The following is a 16,569-nucleotide window of genomic DNA, read 5'->3' as shown; positions in this document are numbered from 1 at the left end:
GTGACTAGTTAAGGGTAAAAAAGCGGAGTGTTCCCCTAGTTCACTTTTTATCCTTCCTTGCGAGCGGTTCGATACTCCGTCGGTGAAATGGAGAAATAATTCCGGAATGCTTTGCTGAAATAGTTCTTGTCCTTGTAGCCAAGCATCTCGGAAATATCCTGGATCTTCAGGCTTGGATCATCAAGGAGCTCCTTCGCCTTGTCCATTCGAATACGCTGCACGTACTCATGGATCCCGCATCCGAACTGCTGCTTGAACAGCTTCATTATGTATTCCCTGCTTAGAAAATATTTATCAGCGAACATCGAAATTTTAATGTCCTCATAGTACCGGTTGTCGATGTAGGCTTTGATATCTCCGATCTCGAAGGGACGATTCGCGGACTGCGTCAAGCGGAGCTGCTCCAGATAGAAGTGCAGCGCGTCCTCCAGCAGCTTGCTGAACTGCTCATAGCTCGCATAGTCATCGGACAAGCCCATGAAGCGGACCGGATGCTCTTCCATTAAAGGCAGCTTTTCTCTAGGCACGCCAAGCTCCAGCGAAATATCGTTCATCAGAATAATAAACCGGCCAAGCGACTGGTCCGCATCTCCAAGCGTAAACAAATCCGCGCCGCCCCATTTCCGGAGCTCCTCGGAGAGGATCGACTTCGCGCCTGCCGTGTTGCCCGACTCCAGCGCTGCCCGGAACATCTGCATCCGTCCCGTAACGGGATAGCCTTCGTTCGCGGATTTGGCCACGGCGTTGGCAACGAAATAGCCTTTGAGCTTCAGTAAATCAATTCCGTTAATCGCCGCTTTGGCTGTCTCGTAGGAGGAGGCAATCTCCATAATGCTCTCGCATGGCGTGCCGATCCCGGCTGCAGCCACAATGCCAAGCAAATCTTGAAGCGCCGCCAGCGCTTTGTTCATCTGATGCAGCGACCGGTACGCGATATCCTCCTGGTAAGCGCCCTTCATCGTCAAGATGACGATAAGCTCGCGGTCCATCTTCGGGCTGGCGAAGCTGAATGCCTGAAAGTACTCGCCCGCAATCTCGTTCAGCATATTCCCCACGGCAAAATGAAGCAGGTCCACGTCCGAATGGAACCGGGCTTTGCGCACCTTCTCCATATTCAGCATTCTCAGCACAACGGCGGCAAACCGGTTGTCCGGATCATCCGCTCCGATCAGCGGAAGGAAAGCCTCGTTCGTCTGGCTGCGGAAGCTTCGGTCGATGATAGACAGGTACATTTTCTCCTTCAGCTTCGGCAGGGACATATTGAGGGTAATATTGCGGTTAATGAACTCGCTCTCCCGCACGCGGCGCGCTTCCAGCAGATCAACCGCCTTGCGCAGCGCGGCATTCAGGTCAGGCCGGTTAATCGGCTTGAGCAGATAGTCAACGACCTTGGAGCGAATGGCTTGCCGGGTATATTCAAAATCGTTATAGCCGCTAATCACGATGGCAGGCATATCCGGGTAGTCGCGTTCCAGCACCTGCAGCAGCTCCGCGCCGCTCATCCCCGGCATCTTCATATCCACCATCACCAGATCAACCGAATGATTGGCGATCATCTCAAGGCCCATCTTGCCGTCCGTGGCTTCCAGCACCTCGGCTACGCCAAGCCCCTTCCAGTCGCCCAGAATCCGAATGGCCTCCCGAAGCGGTTCTTCGTCGTCGATAATAAGAACTTTATACATGTTGCCCGCCTCCTCGCGGTATTAGCATTTCCATTTCCGTGCCGGACGGACTTGTACGGATCACCAGCTGCGAGCTTGTTCCGTATAACAGCTTCAGCCGGGTATTCAGGTTAACCAGTCCCACGCTTCCCTCTTCTTCCGCCCGTTCATTCCAGTCGGCTTCGAACGATTCGAGTACGTCTTTCAGCCTGCCCGGGGCAAAGCCCGGTCCGTTGTCGTTAACAATAATAAAGGCATGTCCGCCAGCAGCCCTTGCGCTGATCCGGATGGCGACTGGGCTTGAGACCATCTCGACACCATGCTTGATCGCATTTTCCACCAAGGTTTGAAGCGACAGCTTCGGAAGCTCCAGCTCCTTCAGATCCTGATCCCAATCGATGACCAGCTGCAGCCTGCCTCCGAACCGCGCCTTCTGCAGCGACATGTACCGCTCGATATGCAGCAGCTCTTCGCTTGCGCGGACAATATCCTTGCCGCTGATGCAATACCTGAGCGTAAGCGCCAGCGCATCCACCATATCGGCGATATCGAAGCGTTCCGCCTTAAGCGCCTTGGTCGAGATCGCCTGCAGCGCGTTATAGAGGAAATGCGGGTTAATCTCCGCTTCCAGCGCCTTCAAGATCGCGTTTTTCTCCACCAGCTTCATCTTGTACCGCTCGGTAATCAGCTCATTCGTCTGGCTGACCATCTGATTGAATTGGCGGGATAGATAAGCCAGCTCATCCCGGCCGACTACCTCGGTAGATGCCTCGAAATCCCCGGTACTAAAGCGCTTCATCTGCTGTGAGAGCAGCTTGAGCGGCTTAGTGACCGCATTGGAGAAATAGGTAATCAGCACAACCGCGAGAAGCAGGAACAACAGGCCAATCATAAAGTTCAGGTTACGGGTCGTTTTCGCGGCCGCGTAAAGCTCCTTATAAGGAATTGGCTTCACTAATTTCCAGCCTTCCTGCGCGCCTACGTTATAGACCACCAGATATTTGTTATCCTCCGGCGACTTCCAAGTAAGACCGTTCGCGCCCGTTCCATCCGTCTTGATGATCTGCTTCAGCAGGCCGCTGCCCACCATCGACTCGTAAGACGTCCTGTTATCGAGCGCGAACGGCACATTATCCGGGCTTAAGAAGAACAGATGCTGTCCCGTGTCCTCGGGAATGTCCTTCATGATTTTGTTGATTGTGCTCTTGTTGTAATAGAAGGAAACCACCGCTTGCGGCGCCCGGGTCGAGATCGAGCGAAGCACCCGGTGATAGGCCATAAAGCTGCGGCTCGGGTCCATATCGTAGCCTCGTTCTTCATTCGACAGAAGGAAGGATTGATATGCCTGATTCGTCCCGCTGTCCATCGCCTGCTTGTACCAGGACATCGTCGGAATGCTATCCGCCTGGCCCGACCGGATCTTGATATCGAAGTTCTCCTTGGCAATCGTGTAGTACGTGCCGCTCCGGACGAAATACAAATAAATAGCTTCCAAATCCTCATTGCTACGGGAGAAGTACATGTTGCGGAGGTAATCCTCCACGTACATCTTGGATGCATAATCCGTGGACGCATGCGTAATGGCAAAAGCCAGCTCGTCATAGTTAATTTGCGGCAGCGACAGCTGCTCCATCCCCGCGAGGTAATCCTCCAGATTCTTGTTGACGAGGAGTAAATTGTTCGAGGTGCTGGCGATGCTGTTATTTAGCGCTTCCCGCTGCAGCATCTTGTACGAGATGAAGGTCAGAGACCCTACAACCAGAATAATGATCGTCGTAAAAAGCAAAATAAGCTTGTTCACTAATCTGCTGGACACACGCTCGGTCAAGGCGTTCCAGCTTTTTGCGATACGATTTGCGATTGCCATCCACTCCCCCATGCTCAAGGCGCCTGTCGTACAGTTCACCTTTTTACCCCTAACAGATTTCATATATCCATTTTGGCTGCCTTAAGGCGCAATTATAATACACAGTATATCGAATAAGGTACTGATGTATAGTCGGCTAACGACAACAGGACATACTAGGCGACAACTGACGACATCGAGAAGAGGTGCAAATATGTTTAAGAAAATGGGGAGAAAAGTAAGCGAGAAGATCGAGTTCGGACTATTCACGCTGCCGGTTCTCATCTGTATCGCAATCGCCTTCTATATTCCGTTCGCGATGACGATCCGCTATTCCCTGACCAAATGGAACGGGATCTCCAAGCATCCTAAATTTATCGGACTTGATAACTTCAAGCAAATTTTCCTGCATGACACGAACTTTACCCAATCGGCATGGTTCACGATTAAATACGCGGTTCTGTATATCGTACTGGTGAACGTGCTTGCTATCTTGCTCGCGCTGGTACTCGACATGAAGCTTAAATCGACAACTTGGCTGCGTGCGGCGTTCTTCATCCCGTACATCCTGAGCCTTGTTATCGTCGGCTTCATCTGGAAATTCATCTTCATGCAAGGTTTCGAATCGCTTGGCGCAAGTACAGGCTGGGGCATCTTCAAGCTCAGCTGGCTGGGTGAACCGGGGCTTGCGTTTATCTCTATCCTGCTCGTATCCATCTGGCAGTCGGTCGGCTTCTACCTCGTTATTTACATCGCGGGTCTGCAATCCGTTCCGGATGATCTGAAGGAAGCAGCTACCGTAGACGGAGCCGGCCCAATCCGCCGCTTCTTCAACATCACGCTGCCGCTTCTTGCGCCTTCCATTACGATCTCGGTCTTTATGGCGCTGACGAACTCGATCAAAGTATTCGACGTTATCCTGTCGCTGACCGGCGGCGGTCCCGGCGGCACGACCTACAGTATCGCTTACGACATTTATCGCGATACCTTCCAGAACAACCTGTACGGCTATGGTACAGCCAAAGCGCTGATCCTGTTCGTTGCCGTCCTTATCGTAACCATCATTCAATTGACGATCTTCAAACGCAGGGAGGTTGAGGCATAATGAACCGTCAATCCAAAGCCGGACGCATCATTCTCGAAGTTGTTATGGTGCTGTTCTCTCTGTTGTTCCTGTATCCGCTGTTCCTTGCCATCAACAACTCCTTCAAGAGCTTTGGCGAGGTTATGACCGACGTTATCGCCCTTCCGAGCAAGCTGGCGTTCGGCAACTACTCGCATGTCTGGTCCTTTATCAATTATCCGAAGCTGTTCTTGAACAACTTCGTTATTACCGGCGTAGGTCTGATCGGGATTGTATTCGTCTCTTCGATCGCTGCCTATAAGCTGGCGCGTACCAAATCGAGATGGAGCGGCTTCTTGTACCTGCTGTGCATTATGCCAATGCTGATTCCGTTCCAATCGATCATGCTTACCGTTCTTCAACTGTCGAAGGATCTTCATATTACCGAGAGCACTTGGGGACTTGGCCTTCTGTACTGGGGCTTCGGCGCACCGCTGGCCGTATTCATCTACCATGGCTTCGTAAAAGGGATCCCGAAAGAAATCGACGAAAGCGCAACGATCGACGGCGCTTCCGGCTTCCGTCTCTTCTTCAGCGTAATCTTCCCGCTGCTGAAGTCGGTAACGACAACGATCATCATCATCGACGTTATGTGGATGTGGAACGACTTCCTGCTGCCGCTCCTTATGGTTAACGGCTCGCCGGATACGAAGACCCTGACGCTTGCGGCTTACACCTTCGTTGGCCAATATACGTCGGACTGGCAATATGCAATGACCGCTATGGTTATGGCTGTTCTGCCTTCGATCGTCGTGTTTATCTTCCTGCAAAAATATATCGTTAAAGGCGTTGTAGCCGGCGCCGTTAAAGGTTAATGGCGTTAATGCCCGTCCGCTCCTTCCGCATCCTTGCATGCGGCGGGTCGGATGGGCATTTTTTACGTTATAATGAAGAACGACGATAGTCAGTCTATCCGCTGGAGGATCAACCCATGTCATTCGAAGAGATCAATTCCCTTATCCCTTGCCTGGATTACATAGAAGCTTATACACGCTCTACTCCGCTGCCTGCCGTTCTCGGTCAATACCATCTAATTGTTGTCAGACGCGGTCACGTTACGGTCTTTCTAGAGTCAGGCGAATCCGTGATCTGTACGCAGGGCTATGCCTGCCATCCGGGATCGGGCGATTACCGGATCGAGGTCCCGCGGACGAAAGCTGCCGAATACGTCATTTTTACTTACCGCATGCTTCCGCTTGAGCAGGAATGGACACTGGAAGGGCCGCTTGGCACTTATAGCGAGGTGAAAATTCATTATATGGTGGACGAGCTGCTGCGAAAAATGCAGGAGGAGCTTCCCGAGGAGGGCAGGCCGGAAGCCGCCGCATTCCGGTACCGGACACGGCTTATGCTCGAACGGATTCTTTATATTTTCCTGCGGGAATCGCTTATGAAGAAGAACGAAGGTTCGGTTGCCCGCTCTATCGAGGATACGATTACATATATGAACGAGCATTATATGCTCCCTCTTACGCTGTCGATGCTGGCCGGACGGGCCGGTATGAGCGAGGGGCATTATACCGTGCTGTTCAAGAAACAGACCGGCCGTACCATGACGGTTTATCTCCGCAGTCTGCGGATTGAAAAAGCGAAGCAGCTGTTCCGGCAGACCCGCCTTCCGGCCAAGGAGATTGCGCAGCAGGTCGGCTTCTCCGATTACTTCTATTTCAGCCGGATGTTCAAGAAAGAGGTTGGCATGTCTCCTTCCGAATATCTGACTAGCGTCAAACCCAATCAAATCTAAAAATAAGACATGTCCCATCTTAAGATAAGATATGGTCTAACGGTCTCCCAGCCATTACAATGCTATTAATTGATAATAATTATCATAATCATTTGCTTAATGGGAGGAACCTTTTGTTATGCCATTCATTCGTACATCCAAATTTTACGTGCTTGCGTTAATCGCGGTACTCGCCTTCACCCTTGCCGCTTGCGGCAATACAGGCAATAATGCCGGATCGGCTGCTTCGGAGCAGCCAGCGCAGGAGACCGCAGCCAGCGGTAAAATCGTCGTTAATGATGAGTTAGGAACTGTCGAACTGGACAAAGCGCCTGAGAAAATCGTCGTGCTGGAGTTCAGCTATGCCGATGCGCTTGTTACCCTTGGCGTTCAGCCGGCGGGTCTGGCCGATGACGACGACCCTTCCCTTCTGATGGACGAAGTGAAGGACAAGCTTGGCAGCTATACCTCGGTCGGTTCGCGTTACGAGCCTAACCTGGAGAAGATCAGCTCGCTGCAGCCGGATCTGATTATTGCCGATTCGGATCACCACAAGAATGTGCTTGATCAACTGAAAGCCATTGCGCCAACCATTGTGCTGAACGACCATTTGGCCGACTACGATATGGCGCTGGATAACTATTTGGTTATTGCCAAAGCGCTTGGCAAAGAAGCCGAAGGGCAAAAGCGTCTGGAAGAGCACAAGGCCACGATTGAAGCCGAGAAGCAGAAAATCAAAGAGACCGGCTACACGATTCTGCCGGCCGTTGTTAATCCGAAGGGCTTCTTCGCCCAATCCGACCATTCCTTCGCGGGTTCGTTCCTGACTTCTATCGGCTATGCGGATCCGGTGAAGAACGAAGAGGCTTATCCGCAGTTGAGCCTGGAGCAGCTGTCCGAGACGAATCCTCAGGTAATCGTTCTCCTCCCTACGGAAGAGAAAACGATTGTTAACGAGTGGGAAGCAAATCCGCTCTGGAGCAAGCTCGATGCGGTGTCCGGAAATAAAGTGCTGACGGCTGAACGCCGCAACTGGTCGCTGTCGCGCGGCCTGATCGGCTCCGAGCATATTATTAAAGACATTGCGGCCCAGTTAGGAGAGTAATCCATGACAACGGCTGCAAGTCAGGGGAAGCAGAAACGTTCCGCGTTTCTGCTCTTCCTGTTTTCTTTTCTTCTATTAATAGTTGGTCTGGTCAGCAGCCTGAAATGGGGGCAATCGGCGGTCTCCTGGCGGACTTTATATGAAGCGGTTACGTACCAAGGCTCTGATAAAGCTCACCTCTATATCCAGACGCTTCGCCTGCCCAGGGCTATTATGGCTCTTGTGGTAGGCGTTCATCTGGCACTGGCCGGGCTGCTTACCCAGCTTATTACGCGTAACCCGCTTGCCTCCCCGCATATCTTCGGCATTAACGCGGGAGCATCGCTGGCCGTTGTGATCGGGCTTGTTGCCATAAATGGCTTGTCCTTGCTGGGCAGCATTGCGTTTGCCTTTGCCGGAGCGGCGCTTGGGGCACTGCTTGTCTGGTCGCTCGCCGGCGCCCGGCAGCAGCATGTCCGGCTGGCGCTGGCCGGCATTGCCGTCCACTTCCTGCTCTCTTCCCTGACCGAGGGCATGATTGTCTTGAATCAGCATTCCACCGACAGCATTATGTTCTGGCTGGTTGGCTCCTTGAGCAGCGTGGTATGGGGCGACGTCCATACGATTCTGCCTTTTACCGTTGTTAGCCTGATTGTGCTTATCCCTATGATCCCCTCCTTCCGGCTGCTGCTCATGGATGATGCGGTGGCGACCGGCTTGGGACAGCGCATTGCCTTTGTGCGCACGGTTGGCGGAATCCTTGTTATTACGCTGGCGGGCTCCGCCGTCGCCTTATGCGGACCTATCGGCTTCTTGTGCCTCATCGTGCCTCATATCGCCAGATACCTGGTCGGCGGCCGGCTGGCTTTGCTTGTCCCGCTGACAGGATTGCTCGGCGGCTGCATGCTGGTCTACGCGGATTGGATAAGCAAATTTATCGCGTTTCCTTATGAATCTCCGGTTGGCATTGTCACGGCGGTCATTGGCGGGCCTTTCTTCATCTATCTGGCTCGCAGAAGCAGGAGCAGGGGGATCGCCGAATGAGAAAAGGAATTTACGCTATAATCGTTGCTGCCGTGCTGCTTCTGCTGCTCGCTGCCTTATCCCTTCGTGTCGGTGCCGTATCGGTCCCGCTCCGTGAAGTATGGAACAGCCTGACCATGCAGCATTCACCGGATTCCTTTATCGTCCTTCAATACCGCCTGCCGCGCGTGGTTATCGCCGTGCTAGCCGGCATTGGGCTTGCGGTTGCCGGGGATATTCTGCAAGGGATTGTACGCAATCCGCTCGCCAGCCCCGATGTGATCGGCATTACGAAAGGCGCCGGGTTTATGGCGGCGGCCGTTATCTTCCTGTTCCCTGGCGCGCCTAGTTATGCCCTTCCGCTTGCCGCCTTCCTTGGTGCCATTATCGCGCTCGTCATTCTTCTCCTGCTCAGCAGACGGATGACGTTGTCCCCGTCTTCGTTCGCTTTGGTCGGGGTAGCCGTTGGCGCGGTATTCCAAGCGGGCATCCAATACTTGCTCGTCAAGCATCCTTCCGATGTGAACATGGCGCTTCTCTGGATGTCCGGCAGCTTATGGGGACGCGACTGGCAGGATGTGCTGTCATTGCTGCCCTGGATTGCGATTCTGACGCCCGTGGTCTGGCTCAGTTATCCGAAGCTGAACGTACTGCAGCTTGGCGATGAAGGAAGCGCCGCGCTTGGTCTCAACGTGCCGCGCCAGCGCTTCATTCTGCTCTTGCTGGCCGCGCTGTTGACCGGCAGCTCCGTTGCTGCCGTTGGCTCGATTGGCTTCATCGGCCTGATTGCACCTCACATCGCCCGACTGTTCGTTGGCGGCCGGCATCAGTGGCTGGTGCCGCTATCGGGCTTGATCGGCGCGGATCTGCTGCTGCTCGGCGATGTGATCGGCCGCGTCCTGATCATCCCGCGGGAGGTGCCCGTCGGCATTACGACGGCCGTCATCGGGGCGCCCTACTTCATCTATCTGCTGCGCCGAGAACGCAAAAACGCATAATATGCTTAACCGGGAGCGGTTCTGCCTTATCGCCAGCTATAGCTGGGATAGGGCAGAATCGCTCTTTTTTAGAACGATTATCGTAACTTTCGACAAAAAGTGATACACTATCGATTAGTAAGAATTGGGAAGGAGCATTACCTACCATTTATGATCTACAAGATCCGGCCGCGCAAAGGCTTTAAGCTGTCCTCTATCATTTCATTTGTAGTTATTCTTTCTGTTCTGATTACGATCTTCATCAGTACCATTATCGGCTATAATACCGAGCGGAGATCGCTCTTCAATAATACAATCGAACTGAACGGCATTGCGGCACTGAACTTAAGCAAAACAACGCAGTCGCTTGTTATATCCATGCAGAAAAGTCTCAAAGTCACCGCGAATTACTTCTCGGACATTGAGCTGAACGATAAGAATGTCTTGTCCCAGCTGGATTTCTTTATGGGGACAAGCCCTTACTTCAATTCGCTGACGATTGTAAACAAGAATGGCGTTATTGTCTCTACATCGCCGAACAATCTGAATCTGATCGGCAGCAAGCCGACCTCGGAAGCAACAACGGAATCGCTCCGGCTGAAGAAGCCGTATATTTCGAAGCCGTTCCATGCCATAACAAACCGCATGATCGTTATGGTAAGCTCGCCGATTTTCGATCATAACGGCAATTACAAAGGTTTTGTCGGCGGATCGATCTACCTGCAGCAGGCGAATATTTTCCGCGATATTCTTGGCGTTCAAGCGAGCACCACCAGCGGTTCCTACTTCTATGTGGTAGACTCCTCCGGCTACCTGATCTATCATCCGGACAAAGACCGCATATCGGAAAACGTAAGCGGCAATCCGGTTGTTCAGAAGCTGATGAAGGGAATGTCCGGCGCGCAGCGCGTCATTAACTCGCAGGGGCAGAATTTCCTTGCGGGATTTGCCCCGGTACCGGCTGCGGGTTGGGGCATCGTATCGCAGACCCCGCAGGATCATGTTACGAATATCTCGGAAAATGTCGTCCAAGAGATGATCAAATTCTCGGCACCGTTCGTGCTGCTGCTCGTCATCCTCTCGTTCTGGCTGTCCCGCAAGCTCGCCCATCCGCTTAACCGGCTTGCTACTTACGCCTCCCGCCTCTCCGGCGGAGACGAGAAGCTGAAGCCGCTGCAGGCGGATGTCAGCTGGAATTATGAAGCGAACCAGCTTGTAGATACGGTAGCCGTAGCCTTCAACAAGCTGCGCGCGCAGAAGGAAGAGCTTCATGCCGAAGCGAATACCGATGCGCTCACCGGCCTGACGAACCGCCGGACTATGGGCGCGATCACAGCCTTATGGAAGCAGCAGGGCACTCCGTTCTCCGTGATTATTATGGACCTCGACCATTTCAAGAACGTCAATGACCGTCATGGCCATCAGATGGGCGATGAGGTGCTGAAGTTTGTGGCAGGCATCATGGTAAGCGAGAGAGGGCCGGACGATTACTGCTGCCGGTTCGGCGGCGAGGAGTTTACAATGCTGCTGCCTCATGCGACAGAGGCCGAGGCCGTTCAGGTGGCGGAACGCATCCGGCTGCGGATCGAGCAGTCCGTTACGCCAATTGGCGAATCGGTGACGATGTCGCTCGGGGTTGCGACCTTCCCCGATGCAGCGGAGGAAGTCGTCGAGCTGTTCAAATACGCCGACCAGGCGCTCTACCAAGCCAAGCGCGACGGCCGCAACCGCACGGTTGCCTACAGCAGCCTGATGAATATGGCGCGAATCTAAGCTCTGGCTGTCCACCTTCAGGTGGGCAGCTTTTTTTGTTCGCTGCGGTTCAGGCAGCGGAGGTCCAGCAAACACCGGCTGGCCCACTTGCCTAGTGCAGCAGGCTTTTTGACTGCTACTCCACTCGCAGCCGGCATCGACCGGTTTACTTGCCTACTGCAGCAGGCTTTTTGCCTGCTATTCCACTCGCGGCCGGCATCGACCGGTTTACTTGCCTACTGCAGCAGGCTTTTTGCCTGCTATTCCACTCGCGGCCGGCATCGACCGGTTTACTTGCCTACTGCAGTAGGCTTTTTGCCTGCTACTGACTACTCTCTACCTCACATCGGGTCGCTCACCTCGCTACAACTCGGTTTCCCTCTTAATCGCTCGCATCCGTCTCACCTATCCTCGCCCACCTCACCTCACCTCTCTCGCCCACTGTAACTCGGTTTTTTCCTCTTATTCGCTTGCTTCCGCACCAACTCAGTTCTCTCGCCCCGCTGTAACTCGGTTTTTTCCTCTTATTCGCTTGCTTCCGCACCTCTTCGACTCTCTCCCCCCACTGCAACTCGGTTTTTTCCTCTTATTCGCTCAATGCCGAATTAGAACCGGTAGGGGTAGGTGACGTTTGTTGGCGGAACTCTAGCCTAGCTAAACATCGCTACTACCCACTAATCAAACATCTGGTTACTTTTGAATTATCACCGTCCGCCTACGTTGAGTTCATCCGCATCATGGGGCGCCACTGCCCGGTAACCTTTGCTACATTGGACCTCTTCCTTCTAACGGAGTGTCTTTTCTCATACCTTAACTACAACTACTTTAGAAGAAGGAGACGGAAGCCTTGAATTATTATATTGATGTTGAGCCGGGCGTTAGTCTGTACGTGGAGGACACGGGCGTGGGGCAGCCGATCCTGTTCGTGCACGGCTATCCGCTGGATCACCGTATGTACGAATACCAGATCAACGAGCTGCCCAAGTACGGATACCGCTGCATCCGGATGGATCTCCGGGGTTTTGGCAAATCGGATTCCCCGTGGGAGAGCTACAGCATGGACCGAATGGCCGATGACGTGCGCTGCATTATCGATACGCTAGGCTACAAAGAGATTACCCTTGCCGCCTTCTCGATGGGCGGTGCGGTAGCCGTCCGCTACATGGGGCGGCATGCCGGTCATGGCGTCAGCAAGCTGCTCCTGTTCGCCGCGGCCGCCCCTTATATTACGAAGCAGCCCGGCTTCCCGCAGGGCATGCCGCCCGAGGGACTGGACGCCCTCATCAGTCTCGCTTACCGCGACCGTCCGCTTATGCTGCAGGAATTCGGCAAGCTGTTCTTCCATAACGAACCGACGCCGGCGTTCAGGCAATGGTTCGACTCCGTGCAGCTAGACCAATCGCCCCGGGCTATTATCGCCTGCGGATATACGTTAAGAGATGAGAATGTGAAGGCCGATCTGGCACGGATCAAGGTACCGACGTACATTTTCCACGGGGTGTACGACCGCATTTGTCCGTTCGAGCTGGCTATAATAATGAAGGAAACAATCCCGAATTCCATCCTGCTCCGGTTCGATAACAGCGGTCACGCGATTTTTTACGAGGAGCTGGATCTGTTCAACGCCTGCCTGCTTGAGGCTTTGCGGTATTAATTTCACATCGTTAATTAAGCTTCCGCCAGCTTGAATCCGGAGGCTTTTTCTCATGGAACAACCGCCTTAATTAATGAGGTTAACGAAGCTGCCGCAAGGACAAAAGTATTGTTTTTCCCGCCGAACATGGAGATTCTGTAAAAATAGGTTTACAATAAAAGAAAAAATCGTACTCTGACGTACTCTTTAGGATGTGACTGACATGACCCAGCCTTACTCGTGGAAACGCAATTTGATCGTTTTATGGATTGGTGTTTTCTTTTGCAGCACGGCCTATTCCGTATCTATTCCGTTCATTCCGCTATTCCTGCATAATGATCTCGGAGTGAATAATCATCTGGAAATGTGGTCGGGGTTCGCGTTTGGCATTACGTTTCTGGCCAGTGCGCTTATCGCGCCTTATTGGGGATCGCTAGCTGACAAATATGGCCGCAAGCCGATGCTCATTCGTTCGGGCTTCAGCTTAGCGGCACTTTATTTCATTACGTTCTTTGTCCATGATCCGTATGTATTCCTGATTCTGCGGGTGTTCCAAGGCCTGCTTGCCGGCTACGTGCCTGCGGCTATCGCCCTTGTCGCAACGAATACGCCGGAGGAAAAATCCGGCTACGCCCTTGGCATCATGGCAACCTCCGGCGCAACGGGCGGCATTATGGGACCGCTCATTGGCGGTACGGTCAGCCATTATATCGGGAACCGGGAATCGTTTGTTTTTTCCGGCTGTATCGTCCTTGTGGCTGCGCTTATCGCAACCTTCTTCGCTACCGAGCATAAATTCAACCGCTCCGGCGTGCGCTCCTCGGTCCTGGATGACCTGAAGCATGCCTCGCATAATAAAGCTTTCCTGACGCTCCTTGGCATGTCAGGACTTGCGATGTTCTCGGTTATGATTCTCGAGCCGCTGCTTACCGTTTACGTGCTTCAACTAGGGACAAACGAGCATGATGCCTCGCTGCAAGCCGGGATCGTGTTCTCGGCCGTCGGGATCGCGACCTTGATTGCCGCTCCGCAATGGGGCAAATTCGGCTCAAGGATCGGCTTCTCGAAGGTGCTCTTTATCGGCCTGCTTGGCGGCGGGATCGGCAACTGCCTGCAGTTCTTCGTCGGCCATATAGCCGAGTTCGGAATATTACGCTTCGTGTACGGCCTCTTCTTCGCCGGGGTGACCCCGGCTATTAATGCGATGATCGTGAAGTCGACGGAGACAAGCTTCCGCGGCCGAGCTTTCAGCTTGAACCAATCGGCTACCCAGTTCGCCACCATGCTGGGACCCGTTATCGGGGGCGTGCTAGGCGGCATCATCCCGATTAAATGGGTATTTATTATTAACGGCCTTATGCTGATGCTGGCCGCCATTCTGGTGAAGAGACAGCATATGGAGGAAAAAATGGCCGCTTCCAAAGCAGCTGCGGAGCAGTCTTAAGCTACGTTAAGGATAATCTAGAATATTCCCCCATTCCGTATATATAATGATAGAGTGATTGAATCTGCCTATGGAGAGGAATGGTAAGATTGTTCGGAAAAGTAGCTGCCGACCTACTCGGCCTCAGCGATATCGGGTCGGTTATCCGGCCGGAGAATTATGATAAGGTGGATTCTGATGATTACGTCATGCACGAAGACGGGGAAAAGATTTATTTTCTGATCAAATCGAAAACCGATGAGTATTGCTTCACCAACTTCGCCCTTATTCATCTGGACGGCACCAGCGCGGTCAGCAAGAAACGGATGCTGCACCGTTATCCATACGCAACGAATAAGATCAGCAACGTAGCGCTGGAGACAGCCGGCACGGTCGATCTGGATGTCGAGATCAAATTCGTTATTGGTTCCGTAGCGTTCTCCATTGACGTGAATAAGAAGCATATCGAGCAAGTGAAGGACTTGTACAAATCTCTTTTCAAAATCTCCGAAATCCACCACGAGAACGAAATCAGCCTCGGCTTTGCCCGCCAAAGCCTGGAGCTGGCGTCCTCGACGTTAAGCCATGCGCATAAAGGCGACTACGATGTAGCCGATACGTTCGACAAGCTGAACAAATCCGCATTCAACTGGCTCGAAGGCGCGCAAAAGCAGTACAAAGTAAAAGACTTCGGTGCTATCTTCGATCGTTATATCAATCTTTAACGCGCAACAATAAAACGCCGCCCAATGAAGGGCGGCGTTCTTGCGTTGGGCTGGGCGTGTTCCGGCTTAATGGTTACTCTCCGACAGAACCAGAGCATTGGTCACGATCAACGGGCTATGCAACTAGGAAAGGAAGCCCACCGTATATGTAAAACCGCTATTCCGCTCCACCAGTTACAGGCTTGCTGAAAATACATTGTACGATATGCAGTATTTACGCAGATTTGCAGGCCGATAGAAGAGTTACGTTGCACATAATGCAGTATATTGCGTCAATACGAGCCGATTAGGGCTATAAATCACTAATATGATGCATTCTGTGCAGTATAGTTCAGGTTACTGGGCCAATATTCATTTATATCCTGCATTTCATGCAACGTGGGCGAACGGCAGTACTTTCACTCTGCACAGAGCAGCTTCAATGCTCGAGATACAGCTGTACATAGCCGCCGCACATTGCTCGCATCGCTAACGGCTGCAGCACCTCGGGGCTCCCGCTAAACCTGCAGCTCCATATGCCGGATACGCGAGCTCTCCACTTGAATCGTGGAATGCTGGATGCCAAAGCGCTCTTCGATCAGCACGATCGCGGCCTGCAGCACTCCTTGGCAATCCGTTCCGTCTGCGACCTGCAGGTGGCAGCTCAAGGAATCCAGACCGGAAGTAATCGTCCAAATGTGAAGGTCATGCACATCAACGACACCTTCGATTTCTCCAAGCGCAGCGCGCACTTCCTTCTCGTCCACGTTAACCGGAGTCCCTTCCATCAGAATATGGACGGTATGCTTGAGCACGCCCCAGGCGCTTTTTACAATAAGCACGGCTACCACAATCGAAATAATCGGATCGGCAATATTCCAGTCGAACAGGTAGATCAGAAGCCCCGCAAGCACAGCCCCAACCGAACCAAGCGCATCGCTGAGCACGTGCAGGTAAGCGCTCCTTACGTTCAAATTGTTATGAACATCCCCTTTGCGCAGCAGTGCCCAAGCGCTTACGAGGTTGGCGAGCAGGCCAATGGCCGCAATCAGCATCATCGAGCCGCTGGCCACGGACGGAGGATCAAACAAACGGCCAATGGCTTCCCAAATAATAAACACCGAGATAACAACAAGCGTAATCCCGTTAAATAAAGCCGCCAGTATCTCAAACCGGTGAAAACCAAACGTACGAACTGCCGAAGCCGGGCGCGCCGCAAACCATACAGCCACAAGGCTAAGCGCCAATGCGCTTACGTCGCTAAGCATATGCCCCGAATCGGACAGAAGCGCAAGGCTGTTCGTCACCAGCCCCCCAACAAACTCCAATACCATAATGCCTGCGGTAATGATTAACGCAATAAATAATCCGGTCTTGTTGCCCGACATGTCAAAATGATGATGATGCCCGTGATGCCCATGGTCATGACCATGATGCCCGTGACTATGCCCGTGGCCGTTGCCGTGGTGATGTCCGACGCTGCAGCTTGGCTCATGCTCCTCGCCGGAATGCGTATGGGCGTGCTCCTCTTCCGGATGGTTATGTTCATGACTCATAAGACTGGCACCTCACTTTATATATATGAACAACTATTCATATGTTTATGATGCCGTAACTGCA

13 protein-coding genes are annotated in these 16,569 nt (G+C 52.8%); 10 read left to right on the top strand and 3 right to left on the bottom strand.

Annotated features, from left to right (window positions below):
• Window positions 1-47: 47 nt before the first annotated feature.
• Together PJDR2_RS02100 and PJDR2_RS02095 are read right to left on the bottom strand one after the other, a co-directional pair.
• Complete coding sequence (locus PJDR2_RS02100) at window positions 48-1,682, bottom strand: response regulator (protein WP_012772390.1); 1,635 nt, start codon at window positions 1,680-1,682, stop codon at window positions 48-50.
• Complete coding sequence (locus PJDR2_RS02095; protein WP_012772389.1) at window positions 1,675-3,528, bottom strand: sensor histidine kinase; 1,854 nt, start codon at window positions 3,526-3,528, stop codon at window positions 1,675-1,677. The genes PJDR2_RS02100 and PJDR2_RS02095 overlap by 8 nt, the downstream gene beginning before the upstream one ends.
• Window positions 3,529-3,721: 193 nt before the next feature.
• On the opposite strand from PJDR2_RS02095, the gene PJDR2_RS02090 reads away from it, so the two are divergent.
• The 10 genes from PJDR2_RS02090 (at window position 3,722) to PJDR2_RS02040 (ending at window position 14,970) form a co-directional block, all read left to right on the top strand.
• Window positions 3,722-4,612, top strand: coding sequence for a carbohydrate ABC transporter permease (locus PJDR2_RS02090; protein ID WP_012772388.1), 891 nt, complete (start codon window positions 3,722-3,724; stop codon window positions 4,610-4,612).
• A complete protein-coding gene (locus PJDR2_RS02085) occupies window positions 4,612-5,445 on the top strand; it encodes a carbohydrate ABC transporter permease (RefSeq protein WP_012772387.1) in 834 nt (277 codons plus the stop codon). Before PJDR2_RS02090 ends, PJDR2_RS02085 begins: the two co-directional genes overlap by 1 nt.
• Window positions 5,446-5,561: 116 nt before the next feature.
• Window positions 5,562-6,374 carry a helix-turn-helix domain-containing protein gene (locus PJDR2_RS02080; RefSeq protein ID WP_012772386.1) on the top strand — a complete coding sequence of 271 codons (813 nt, stop codon included), beginning with the start codon at window positions 5,562-5,564 and terminating at the stop codon, window positions 6,372-6,374.
• Window positions 6,375-6,492: 118 nt separating this feature from the next.
• Window positions 6,493-7,458, top strand: a complete 966-nt coding sequence (locus PJDR2_RS02075) for an ABC transporter substrate-binding protein (RefSeq protein ID WP_012772385.1) — start codon at window positions 6,493-6,495, stop codon at window positions 7,456-7,458.
• A 3-nt stretch (window positions 7,459-7,461) separates the two neighbouring features.
• A complete protein-coding gene (locus PJDR2_RS02070; protein WP_012772384.1) occupies window positions 7,462-8,481 on the top strand; it encodes a FecCD family ABC transporter permease in 1,020 nt (339 codons plus the stop codon).
• Window positions 8,478-9,458 (top strand): FecCD family ABC transporter permease, encoded by a 981-nt coding sequence (locus PJDR2_RS02065; RefSeq protein ID WP_012772383.1) that lies wholly within the window; start codon window positions 8,478-8,480, stop codon window positions 9,456-9,458. The genes PJDR2_RS02070 and PJDR2_RS02065 overlap by 4 nt, the downstream gene beginning before the upstream one ends.
• A 150-nt stretch (window positions 9,459-9,608) precedes the next feature.
• Window positions 9,609-11,210, top strand: a complete 1,602-nt coding sequence (locus PJDR2_RS02060) for a sensor domain-containing diguanylate cyclase (protein WP_012772382.1) — start codon at window positions 9,609-9,611, stop codon at window positions 11,208-11,210.
• Window positions 11,211-12,036: 826 nt separating this feature from the next.
• Window positions 12,037-12,843 carry an alpha/beta fold hydrolase gene (locus PJDR2_RS02050; protein ID WP_012772381.1) on the top strand — a complete coding sequence of 269 codons (807 nt, stop codon included), beginning with the start codon at window positions 12,037-12,039 and terminating at the stop codon, window positions 12,841-12,843.
• Window positions 12,844-13,045: 202 nt separating this feature from the next.
• Window positions 13,046-14,266, top strand: coding sequence for an MFS transporter (locus PJDR2_RS02045; protein WP_012772380.1), 1,221 nt, complete (start codon window positions 13,046-13,048; stop codon window positions 14,264-14,266).
• Between the two features lie 89 nt (window positions 14,267-14,355).
• Window positions 14,356-14,970, top strand: coding sequence for a PH domain-containing protein (locus tag PJDR2_RS02040; protein WP_012772379.1), 615 nt, complete (start codon window positions 14,356-14,358; stop codon window positions 14,968-14,970).
• A 497-nt stretch (window positions 14,971-15,467) separates the two neighbouring features.
• Here the strand turns inward: PJDR2_RS02040 and PJDR2_RS02035 are convergent, their stop codons facing one another.
• Complete coding sequence (locus PJDR2_RS02035) at window positions 15,468-16,505, bottom strand: cation diffusion facilitator family transporter (protein WP_012772378.1); 1,038 nt, start codon at window positions 16,503-16,505, stop codon at window positions 15,468-15,470.
• Window positions 16,506-16,569 lie beyond the last annotated feature (64 nt).

Source organism: Paenibacillus sp. JDR-2 (assembly GCF_000023585.1).
GTDB lineage: Bacteria > Bacillota > Bacilli > Paenibacillales > Paenibacillaceae > Pristimantibacillus.
Note: the sequence above shows the minus strand (reverse complement) of the source record. Positions and strands in the feature narration are given on the sequence as shown.

Coding starts and splice junctions, on each gene's coding strand:
- PJDR2_RS02100 (WP_012772390.1), bottom strand. CDS start 1,682: ATGTATAAAGTTCTTATTATCGACGACGAAGAACCGCTTCGGGAGGCC.
- PJDR2_RS02095 (WP_012772389.1), bottom strand. CDS start 3,528: ATGGCAATCGCAAATCGTATCGCAAAAAGCTGGAACGCCTTGACCGAG.
- PJDR2_RS02090 (WP_012772388.1), top strand. CDS start 3,722: ATGTTTAAGAAAATGGGGAGAAAAGTAAGCGAGAAGATCGAGTTCGGA.
- PJDR2_RS02085 (WP_012772387.1), top strand. CDS start 4,612: ATGAACCGTCAATCCAAAGCCGGACGCATCATTCTCGAAGTTGTTATG.
- PJDR2_RS02080 (WP_012772386.1), top strand. CDS start 5,562: ATGTCATTCGAAGAGATCAATTCCCTTATCCCTTGCCTGGATTACATA.
- PJDR2_RS02075 (WP_012772385.1), top strand. CDS start 6,493: ATGCCATTCATTCGTACATCCAAATTTTACGTGCTTGCGTTAATCGCG.
- PJDR2_RS02070 (WP_012772384.1), top strand. CDS start 7,462: ATGACAACGGCTGCAAGTCAGGGGAAGCAGAAACGTTCCGCGTTTCTG.
- PJDR2_RS02065 (WP_012772383.1), top strand. CDS start 8,478: ATGAGAAAAGGAATTTACGCTATAATCGTTGCTGCCGTGCTGCTTCTG.
- PJDR2_RS02060 (WP_012772382.1), top strand. CDS start 9,609: ATGATCTACAAGATCCGGCCGCGCAAAGGCTTTAAGCTGTCCTCTATC.
- PJDR2_RS02045 (WP_012772380.1), top strand. CDS start 13,046: ATGACCCAGCCTTACTCGTGGAAACGCAATTTGATCGTTTTATGGATT.
- PJDR2_RS02035 (WP_012772378.1), bottom strand. CDS start 16,505: ATGAGTCATGAACATAACCATCCGGAAGAGGAGCACGCCCATACGCAT.